This window comes from Salinicola sp. (genome assembly GCF_982684285.1).
Genome location: NZ_CEXLVS010000175.1, coordinates 1 through 8,645, shown reverse-complemented (window position 1 = coordinate 8,645; position 8,645 = coordinate 1). Strand labels below are relative to the sequence as shown.

General features: G+C 63.9%; 9 protein-coding genes. 5 read left to right on the top strand and 4 right to left on the bottom strand.

Annotation, left to right across the window (positions count from 1 at the left end; translation table 11 throughout):
• A partial coding sequence (locus AC3AYF_RS14655) for an MFS transporter (protein WP_487779912.1) occupies nucleotides 1-1,246 on the bottom strand: 1,246 nt, incomplete at its 3' end.
• A 138-nt stretch (nucleotides 1,247-1,384) separates the two neighbouring features.
• Here AC3AYF_RS14655 and AC3AYF_RS14650 point away from each other — a divergent pair.
• The 3 genes from AC3AYF_RS14650 (at nucleotide 1,385) to AC3AYF_RS14640 (ending at nucleotide 4,008) form a co-directional block, all read left to right on the top strand.
• On the top strand, nucleotides 1,385-2,440 hold the full coding sequence (locus tag AC3AYF_RS14650; protein WP_295039761.1) for a sugar-binding transcriptional regulator: 1,056 nt from the start codon (nucleotides 1,385-1,387) through the stop codon (nucleotides 2,438-2,440).
• A gap of 148 nt (nucleotides 2,441-2,588) precedes the next feature.
• Nucleotides 2,589-3,608 (top strand): J domain-containing protein, encoded by a 1,020-nt coding sequence (locus tag AC3AYF_RS14645; RefSeq protein ID WP_295039760.1) that lies wholly within the window; start codon nucleotides 2,589-2,591, stop codon nucleotides 3,606-3,608.
• Nucleotides 3,601-4,008, top strand: a complete 408-nt coding sequence (locus AC3AYF_RS14640) for a hypothetical protein (RefSeq protein WP_487779911.1) — start codon at nucleotides 3,601-3,603, stop codon at nucleotides 4,006-4,008. Before AC3AYF_RS14645 ends, AC3AYF_RS14640 begins: the two co-directional genes overlap by 8 nt.
• 28 nt (nucleotides 4,009-4,036) lie before the next feature.
• On the opposite strand, the gene AC3AYF_RS14635 is transcribed toward AC3AYF_RS14640, so the two are convergent.
• Genes AC3AYF_RS14635 through AC3AYF_RS14625 form a run of 3 tightly spaced genes read right to left on the bottom strand, consistent with a single transcriptional unit; the run spans nucleotide 4,037 to nucleotide 5,264 of the window.
• Nucleotides 4,037-4,348, bottom strand: a complete 312-nt coding sequence (locus AC3AYF_RS14635; RefSeq protein ID WP_295039755.1) for an MDR/zinc-dependent alcohol dehydrogenase-like family protein — start codon at nucleotides 4,346-4,348, stop codon at nucleotides 4,037-4,039.
• Entirely contained in the window at nucleotides 4,312-5,052 is a 741-nt protein-coding gene (locus AC3AYF_RS14630; RefSeq protein ID WP_295039753.1) for a zinc-binding dehydrogenase, read from the bottom strand. The genes AC3AYF_RS14635 and AC3AYF_RS14630 overlap by 37 nt, the downstream gene beginning before the upstream one ends.
• Nucleotides 5,049-5,264 carry a DUF3820 family protein gene (locus AC3AYF_RS14625; RefSeq protein ID WP_295039751.1) on the bottom strand — a complete coding sequence of 72 codons (216 nt, stop codon included), beginning with the start codon at nucleotides 5,262-5,264 and terminating at the stop codon, nucleotides 5,049-5,051. The genes AC3AYF_RS14630 and AC3AYF_RS14625 overlap by 4 nt, the downstream gene beginning before the upstream one ends.
• Before the next feature lie 193 nt (nucleotides 5,265-5,457).
• Here AC3AYF_RS14625 and AC3AYF_RS14620 point away from each other — a divergent pair, with 193 nt between their 5' ends.
• The gene (locus tag AC3AYF_RS14620; RefSeq protein WP_295039749.1) at nucleotides 5,458-7,041 is read left to right on the top strand and encodes a BCCT family transporter; all 1,584 of its coding nucleotides are present in this window, start codon (nucleotides 5,458-5,460) and stop codon (nucleotides 7,039-7,041) included.
• Nucleotides 7,038-8,645 (top strand): CocE/NonD family hydrolase (locus tag AC3AYF_RS14615; protein WP_295039748.1); only part of this gene is annotated, 1,608 nt, incomplete at its 3' end. The genes AC3AYF_RS14620 and AC3AYF_RS14615, both read left to right, overlap by 4 nt.

Here is an 8,645-nt window from a genome sequence, read left to right as displayed (position 1 = left end):
ATGTCATGTCAAACAGATAGAGCGCCGGCCCCCAGTAACTACCGGCGAAGGCACTGGCCAGCGCGGCGGCGATCAACGGCGTCGGTGCACCGCCCAACAGCGCCGAGCCCTGATAGATCATGCCGAGCGAGGTGTAGCGTACGCGCGTCGAGAACATCTCGGCGAAGAAGGTGCCCTGAATGGTGAACATCAGCCCAGTGCCCACCGCCTGCACCACGATGATGGTCGGCCAGACGACCCAGGCCTCTCCGGTGGACAGCAGGGGAAAATAGGCCAGCCCCCCGATGGCGCAGACGACGATGCCCGCCATGTAGACCGGACGGCGCCCCACCCGGTCGGAGAACATGCCGATCAACGGTGTCAGGAAGACCTGCACCGCGGCGGACATGACGAAACCGGTCAGCATCATCTGCTGCGACAATCCCAGCGTCGACGTGGCGTAGGCGATACCGAAGACGTTGATGACGTTGAAGGTCACCGCATCGGCCATGCGCGCGCCGAGTCCGAGCAACAGATGGCCCGGTTGCTCGCGAAGCAGGCTCATCAACGGGATGTGGCGCGCGGGCTCTTGTGTCTTTCGCTTGCGGAAGACTTCCGTCTCTGGCAGCGAACTGCGGAGGAACAGGGCGAAGACGAGAAAGACACCGCTCAGCAGAAACGGAATCCGCCAGCCCCACGCCAGAAAGCTCGACTCCGGCAACAGTTGGACCAGGGAGAAGACCCCGGTAGAGACCAGCAGCCCCATCGGCGTACCCAACTGGTGAAAGCTGCCCATCAGCCCGCGCTTTCGGCTCGGCGCGTTCTCCAGCGCAACCAGCGCACCGCCGCCGAATTCACCGCCTATTCCCAGCCCCTGCACGATACGAAGGGTAATCAGCGCCGCGGGCGCCCACCAGCCGATCGATTCGTAAGTCGGCACGAGCCCCATCAACAGCGTGCATACGCCCATGATGAGAACGGTGATGATCAGCATCGTCTTGCGACCGTGCCGGTCTCCGAAGTGGCCGAACAGCAACGCACCAATGGGGCGGGCGATGAAACCGGCGGCGAAGGCGCCGAACGAGGCCATCAGGCTGACGGAAGCGTCGGCATCGGCGAAGAACAGTTGCGGAAACACCAGCGCCGAGGCGATGCCGTAGAGATAGAAGTCATACCATTCGATGAAGGCACCGCTGAACGCAGCAAATGCCGCCTTTCTGGATTTGCCCTCTGACCGCGTGGGGTCCTGCAGATCATCGACGCTCATGACATTCCTCTCGTTTGGCGAACCCCGTCAGGAGGCAGCGGGCCCATGACCCAAGTTGTCGTTGGTGATCCAGTCACGATGAGACGGCGCATGCTAATGCTCGGATGAGCGCCATTAGCCTCAAACGAGCAAGAGCGTATGCTGGTACTATCGCTCAGGGCAAGTTTTCGACCGACGACTACAACTAAGGATGTAGAGGGAGGCTTTATGACGGATGCCAGTAAAACTCGGCCACAAAGGGCTTCTGTCGGCGAGGATCAGATATTTGAGATGGTTCGTCGTTATTTCCTGGAGGACGAATCCAAGAGCGATCTGGCGCGTCACTTCGGTATCAGCCGTTTTCAGGTCGCGCGACTGTTGAAGGAGGCCCGGGAAACGGGATTGGTCATGATCAGCATTCGCCATCCCGCGCAACTGTCACCGGAGATGGGCTTGGACGTGGCCGCGGCCTTGGGAATCGAACACGCCATTGTGGTGGACCGCATACCGGGTAGCGACCAATCCACCATCGAAGCCGTCGCCCACCGCCTTGCCATAGTGCTCGACGACGAGATCAAACCCGGCCAGACCGTCGGCATGACCTGGAGCCGTGTGATCGAGTCGATGGCACGCCAGATCCGCCAGTTGCCCACCTGCGAGGTCGTGCAGCTCGCCGGAGCCATCCACCTCACCGGCAACCGACTCGGATCGGTCGAGACCATTCGCATCATCGCAGAAGCCGCCAATGGCACGGCATACCCCATCTATGCCCCCCTGGTACTGCAGGAGGCCGAAACAGCGAGGGCGTTGGCGCGCCAACCCGATATCGCCCGCTCGTTGGCCCGAATCGAGGAGTTGGATATCGCCGTCGTATCAGTCGGTGCCTGGCGCCCCTCCGGCTCGGCGCTCTACAACATGTTGACAGCGAGCGAGGCCGAGGAGATAGCCGACAAAGGCGCCTGCGGCGAAATCAGTGGTCGACTCTTCGATCAGCATGGACAGGCCATAGAAAGCGAACTGGACCGTCGCGTCCTCGGTATCTCGGTGGACCAATTACGCAGGGTTCCCCGGGTCATCGGTACCGGTGCCGGTGCTTATCGAGCCCAGGCAACGATCGCCGCTGCCAAGGCTGGGCTGTTCAATACGCTCATCGTCGACCGCAGTCTGGCCCAGGCCATTCTCGACCTTACCGGGTCATTCACCGCCAACGCATGAGCAGCTCGATATATCGACTTGCAGCACTGGCCTATGCTTCAGCGGAACCTATCGGCGAGGCGCAACGGTGACGACTCTTCGTCGAGTTTGGGTATACTCAGAATCCAACCAATGACGACAACAACCCTTTCTCCGCTTGGATTCATCGATGGCCCCAGCGCGCTTTTCCGCTTTCGAGCTTCTGCTGCTGAAAAGTCGTTACCCTCCGGATACCGCGGCCCTGCTGCTGTTGGCGTGGGTCTACGTCAACAAGCGCGCCGTGCTTGCCGAGGACCGGCGCTATCTCGAAGTGCTGGCCAACGGCTATCGCCATTCCCGGGATCTCGACACGTTGCTGGCGATCGCCAGAGCCGACCTCAAGGCCATCCAACTGGCCGCCGAGGTGGTGTTACGCGAACGCGTCGATGAACAGTCGCATCCCTTCCTGCGGCGCGCGATCGGGCTGGCCACGAGCGAGGGCGATCTCAGCCCGCGCAATCACCACATCCTGCGCTTTCTCTCCGATCTTTCGGGCGTGACGCCCGCTGCTTTTGCACGGCTGTTCCGCGAGGTGGCCGGCCGCGCCCTGACGCCTCCCAGCGACCCCAGCCGGCAGGCGTATTGGCAGCAGCAAGAGCAAGCCGAGCCGGCAGCCGAGGCAGACACCGATACCCCGGCTCCCTCTCCGCGCGGGACTCAGCGTTGGCTAGGCTGGCGAGCCCGAATCCTGTCCGCGCATGCGCGACGACGGGAGAATCGCCTTGAGCGTGACCGCCTGCGCCAGCAGGCACGTCAACGAGCGGAGCGGCGGCGCCAGGAAGAAGAACGCCTGCAACGGGCACGCCAGGCCGAGGCCCAGCGCCAGGAAGAGGAGCGCCAGGCCGAAGCCCAGCGCCGGGAGCGAGCGCGTCAGGAAGAAGCCTCACGTCAAGAACAGCAGCGACGACAACGCCAGTGGCAGCAGGCGGCCGACATCCCCCAACCCCACTACCGAATCCGGCTGGCCTTGCAGGTCCTGGAACTCGACGAGCATGCCTCTTCGACCGATATCAAACGCGCCTACCGCCGCCTGGCACAGCGCCATCATCCCGATCGCTTCCACGGCCAGGGCGACTTGCGAATATCCTTGGCTTCGCAGCGTTTCCAGCGGATCAAGAACGCCTACGACCTGTTGATGCAACATGCGTGATCTCTATCGCCGACTCGGCATCGCCAAGGACGCAACGCCCAGAGCCATCGTCAGGGCTGCAGAACGCTGCAACAATCGGACGCTGAAGGCCGATGCACTGAGCGCTCTCGGCGACGCGGCGCATCGCGAAGCCTATGACGACCTGCATGCACTGCTGGACGACCTCGGCAGGCTGCGGGCGGGTCTGGGCATGACCCATGCCCCCCACTGGCAAGGGGACACCGCCACCGATTTTTCCTCGTCCCCCGAACGCATCGTGGTTCGCCAGGAGCTGCTGACGCAGCAGCTGCAGATCGCCCTCAGCCGCCATCAGACGCGCTGGCGACGCTGGTCCTGGCTTGCCCTGGCCGTACTGATCGGATGGCTCGCCGCTTATGGCATCGGCCGCTGGCTGAGTTAGTGCCAGAGGAGAACCGAGACGTAGCCAATTAGCGATAGTCCATCTTCACTACCCGCTTGCCCAGATTGTCGCCATCGAATAGCCCTGTCAGCGCCCTGGGAACCGCCGCCAGCCCACCTTCGACGATATCCAGACGCCAAACGAGTTCGCCCGCTGCCACAGGCAGTTGGGTAGCGCGCTGGAACGCTTCCCACTCATGGAGATATTCGGGCGCGACGAAAGGGTGAACACTGACGCCCAAACCACCGAGGCGCGCCAGGTTGGCTGGCGCCCGGCGGGGTTCGGGCTGCTGGTATTGGCTGATCAGCCCGCACAGCACCACTCGACCGCCGGGGCGCATGAGGGTGTTGGCGATCTCGAACGCCGATCCGCCGAGACTCTCGAAATTGAGCGTGATGCCATCAGGTAGATCTCGCGCAGCCGCTCGGCATAGTCCGGCGCGCGGTGGTCGAGCACGTGCTCGAAACCGACCGCCTTCAACCACTCCCGCTTTTCTCTGCGTCCGGCGGTCACGATCACCTGCGCCCCGGCACGTCGAGCCCACTGCGCCGCCAGAGACCCCACCGCACCGGCAGCGGCACCGACCAGCACCGTGTCCGATGCCAACGGTCGGCCGATGCGGCACACTCCCAGCCAGGCAGTGAATCCGGTCATCCCTAGCGGATGCAGTCCCGCCAGGGGCGGTTCCGCCGACGCCGGATAGCGGATCAACCCAGCCCCGTCATGCTCCACCATCGTCTGCATCGGAAGATGCCCGAGCGCCCAGTCACCCCGTTGCCACATCGGCGACTGACTCTCCCCGACCCGAGCCAGCGCCCAGCCCGAGAGCACACTGCCAGTCTGCCATCGCGCGATATAGTCGTATCCCTCTGGCTGCATGCGGTTTCGCATGTAAGGGTCGACACTGAAATAATGGGGTTCCAGACGCAGCGATTTCCGGCGATCAATCGCCGCCGAACGCAGCCCGATGTCATCGGGCTGCAGTGGGCCTTGCGGCATTCGCCGCAGAAAAAGTTGTTCGACCAGCCCGGCTACCGGCGTCACCGCCGCTCTCTCAGAGGGTCCAAAAGCCCACTGAGGCCGTTGTGATCGATCTCGTGCATCAACGCCAGCAGACGCCCGATCTCCCCGTCGGGGAAGCCTTCCCGGGCGAACCAGTTCAGGTATGGGCCCGGCAGGTCGGCGATCAACCACCCCTCGTACTTGCCGAAGGGCATCTTGCGACTGACCAGTCTGGTGAGGTCTTCAGGCTCCATTGCGTCTCCTTCGTCGATTCCTGGCCGCATCATTCTACAGCGCCTGGCAGCCACCTCCGCCACCCTGCCCATGAGCTAGTCGCATGGCCTCATTCCCAGCGACCGCTTGCCCGACGGGGCGGCAAAGGCGTTAGGTTATACCGCCATGAGCACGGCGCATCGGCGCCTACGATAACGATAACGGGAGACGGCTATGCAAACTTCGCTGCGGCCACTGGTATTCTGGCCGACCTTTCTGATCCTGCTGGCAGCGGTCGTGGCCAGCTATGTCGATCTGGACGCGTTTCTGGCCACGGCCAGCGCGCTCAACGATGCGGTCCTGACCAACTTCTCGTGGCTGTTCAGCCTCGGCAGCCTCTATCTGCTGATCATGGCGGTGATCGTCTATTTTTCTCCGCTCGGCCGTGTCCGCATCGGCGGCCGGGATGCCACGCCACTGCTGTCGCGGCTGCGCTGGTTCTCGATCACGCTATGCACCACGCTGGCCGTGGGCGTGCTGTTCTGGACCACCGCCGAGCCCCTCTACCACTACATGGGCCCGCCCGCCTCCAGCGGCCTGGAGGCCGGTTCCAGCGATGCCATGCTGTTCGCGATGTCGACCATGTTCCTGCACTGGTCGTTCACGCCCTACGCCATCTACGCCGTCCCGGCGCTGATCTTTGCGCTCGCCTTCTACAACCTGCGCCTGCGCTTTTCGATCTCGAGCATGCTGGAGCCGATCTTCGGCCCCAGGGTCAAACGCTTCGGCGGGCTGATCGATGCCATCTCGCTCTATGCGCTGGTGGCCGGCATGGCGTCTTCGCTGGGCACCGGCGCGCTGACCCTGGCCGGCGGCGCGGGCCAGTATCTCGGCGGCGAGACCAGCCCGCTGCGACTCGGCGTGATCATCGCCATCATCGTGGTGACCTTCGTGATTTCTGCGGCCAGCGGTCTGCAGAAGGGGATCGCCCGGCTGTCGTCGTTGAATGCCGTGCTGCTCGGGATTCTCGGCGTGTTCATGTTCATCGTCGGCCCCACCGTCTTCTGCCTGGCGCTGGGCGTCGAGTCGTTCGGCGTCTATCTCGACGGTTTCTTCACCAAGAGCCTCTTCACCGGCGCCGCCGCCGACGACCAGTGGCCGCAGTGGTGGTCGATCTTCTACTGGGCGGTGTGGTTCGCCTGGGCGCCGGTGGCGGCGCTGTTCCTGGGCAAGATTTCCCGCGGCTACACGGTACGTGAGTTCCTGCGCGTCAACCTGCTCTATCCGGCGCTGTTCGCCAGCGTGTGGATCCTGATCTTCTCCGGCACCGCGCTCTACTTTCAATCACATCTGGGACAGTCGCATCTGGACACGGGCGGCGCCGATCTCTATGCCGTGCTCAACGACCGCGGCGTCGAGAACGTGCTCTATGAGCTGTTCCGCCAACTCCCGTTCTCCCAGGTATGGATTCCGCTGCTGCTGTTCATCGCCTACATCTCCTACGTCACCGCGGCGGATTCCCAGACCGACGCCATCGGCAACCTCTGCACCCGCGGCCTGACCGCCGACTCCGATCTCAATGCCGGCGTCCCCATGAAGGTGATCTGGGGCGTGATCGTCGGCGTGGTCTCCTGGGTCATGGTCAGCTTCGTGGGAATCGACGGCATCAAGATGCTCTCCAACCTGGGCGGGTTGCCCGCCATGCTGATCGTGCTGCTGGCCACCGGCTCGCTGTGGGTCTGGCTCAAGTACCCCGATCGGCTCGACACGATGCCGACACGCAAGACTCCCTCAACCACCGCCAAGGACGAGGCATGAGAATCAGACAGGACTTCCCGCACCGCGTGCGCGAGATCGAGAACCAGTGGATCGTGCTGGCCGACGGCACTCGCCTGGCCGCCAGAATCTGGCTGCCGGAGGACGCCGAATCGAAACCGGTGCCGGCGATCCTCGAATACCTGCCCTACCGCAAGCGAGACGGCACCGCGGTTCGCGACGAGCTCACCCACCCCTGGTTCGCCGGCCACGGCTACGCCTGCGTGCGGGTCGATATGCGCGGTAACGGCGAATCCGACGGCCTGATGAAGGACGAGTACGCCCCCCAGGAACAGGCCGACGCGCTGGAAGTGATCGACTGGATCGCCTCGCAGCCGTGGTGCAATGGCAAGCTCGGCATGATGGGCATCTCCTGGGGTGGCTTCAACGGCCTGCAGGTGGCCGCGCTCAGGCCCGAGCCGCTCAAGGCGATCATCACGCTCTGCTCCACCGATGACCGCTACGCCGACGATATCCACTACAAGGGCGGCAACATGCTGCTGGAGAATCTCGGCTGGGCGGCGACCATGCTGAGCTTCTCCGCCGCGGTGCCCGACCCGGCGCTGGTTGGCGATCGCTGGCGGGAGATGTGGAAGCATCGCCTCGACAACATGCCGCTGCTGATGGATCCCTGGCTCACGCATCAGCACCGCGACGACTACTGGCGTCACGGCTCGATCTGCGAGAGCTACGAGAATATCGAAGCGGCGGTCTACATGATCAGCGGCTGGGCGGATTCCTACGTCAACACCATCCCGCGCATGATGGAGAATCTCTCCTGCCCGAAGAAGGCACTGTTGGGGCCGTGGATGCACAAGTATCCGCACTTCGCGATTCCCGATCCCGCCATCGGCTTCCTGCAGGAGGCGCTGCGCTGGTGGGACTACTGGCTCAAGGACATCGACACCGGGATCATGGACGAACCCGAGTGCACCTTCTACCTGCAGGATGGCGTGCCGCCGGCGCCCCGGTATCTGGAACGCCCCGGCCGGTGGGTTCGCACCCAAGGCTGGCCCGCGCCGGCGGATGAGATCGAGGCGTGGTCGCTTGCGCTGGGCGACACCGGCCTGACGCCGAACGGTCGATTGAGCCAGGACCGCGCGATCGCCTCCCCGCTCACCGCCGGCTCGCTGCAGGGAGAATACATTCCGCTGTGGTTCGGTGCGGACTTCCCGCCGGACCAGCGCCGCGACGACGGCCTGGCACTGACCTTCGATTCCGAGCCCTATCTCTACGGTCTCGATATCCTCGGCCAGCCCACACTCACCGCCACGCTGACGAGTGCCGAGGATTGCGGCCAGTTGCACGTGCGCCTGTGCGACGTCGCTCCCAGTGGCGAAAGCGCGCTGATCAGCTACGCCACGCTCAACCTCAACCTGCGAGACGATTCGGCCACGATCACCCCGCCGGTACCGGGCGAGCCAATGGAGATACGCGTGGCGCTGGATCTGATCGGCTACCGCCTGCCCGAGGGGCATCGCCTGCGCGTGGCGCTCTCCAGTGCCAGCTTTCCGCTGGTGTGGTCGCCGAAGAAACGCGCCGACCTCATTCTCAAGGCCGGCGCGCCGACGCTGTCGCTGCCGATCTGCAAGGCGGAATACGTACCC

Coding starts and splice junctions, on each gene's coding strand:
- AC3AYF_RS14650 (WP_295039761.1), top strand. CDS start 1,385: ATGCTGGTACTATCGCTCAGGGCAAGTTTTCGACCGACGACTACAACT.
- AC3AYF_RS14645 (WP_295039760.1), top strand. CDS start 2,589: ATGGCCCCAGCGCGCTTTTCCGCTTTCGAGCTTCTGCTGCTGAAAAGT.
- AC3AYF_RS14640 (WP_487779911.1), top strand. CDS start 3,601: ATGCGTGATCTCTATCGCCGACTCGGCATCGCCAAGGACGCAACGCCC.
- AC3AYF_RS14635 (WP_295039755.1), bottom strand. CDS start 4,348: ATGCGCCCCGGCGGTCGAGTGGTGCTGTGCGGGCTGATCAGCCAATAC.
- AC3AYF_RS14625 (WP_295039751.1), bottom strand. CDS start 5,264: ATGGAGCCTGAAGACCTCACCAGACTGGTCAGTCGCAAGATGCCCTTC.
- AC3AYF_RS14620 (WP_295039749.1), top strand. CDS start 5,458: ATGCAAACTTCGCTGCGGCCACTGGTATTCTGGCCGACCTTTCTGATC.